At 32.1% G+C, this 274-nt stretch carries 1 protein-coding gene; it reads left to right on the forward strand.

Annotation, left to right across the window (positions count from 1 at the left end; genetic code table 11):
- Positions 1-274 (forward strand): signal peptidase I (lepB, locus tag SB822_RS56990; RefSeq protein ID WP_410859092.1); only part of this gene is annotated, 274 nt, incomplete at both ends.

Raw genomic sequence — 274 nt, forward strand, 5'->3', positions numbered from 1 at the left:
GTTTTAAATTGAAACAAAAAGAGATTTTTTCGTGGATCAAATCCATCATTATTGCTTGTATCCTGGCTTTTGTGGTGAGAGAGTACATCTTTACCCCTATAGTAGTAGACGGTGAATCAATGATGCCGACTTTAAAAGACAGTGAACACATTATTCTTAATGAAGTAGGTAAAAATAACCCCGATAATATAAAAAGATTTGATATTATCGTTTTTCATGCTACAAAGGAAAAAGACTATATTAAAAGGGTAATTGGTTTACCGGGTGATCATAT

This window comes from Paraburkholderia sp. SIMBA_054 (genome assembly GCF_046534875.1).
GTDB lineage: Bacteria > Pseudomonadota > Gammaproteobacteria > Burkholderiales > Burkholderiaceae > Paraburkholderia > Paraburkholderia hospita.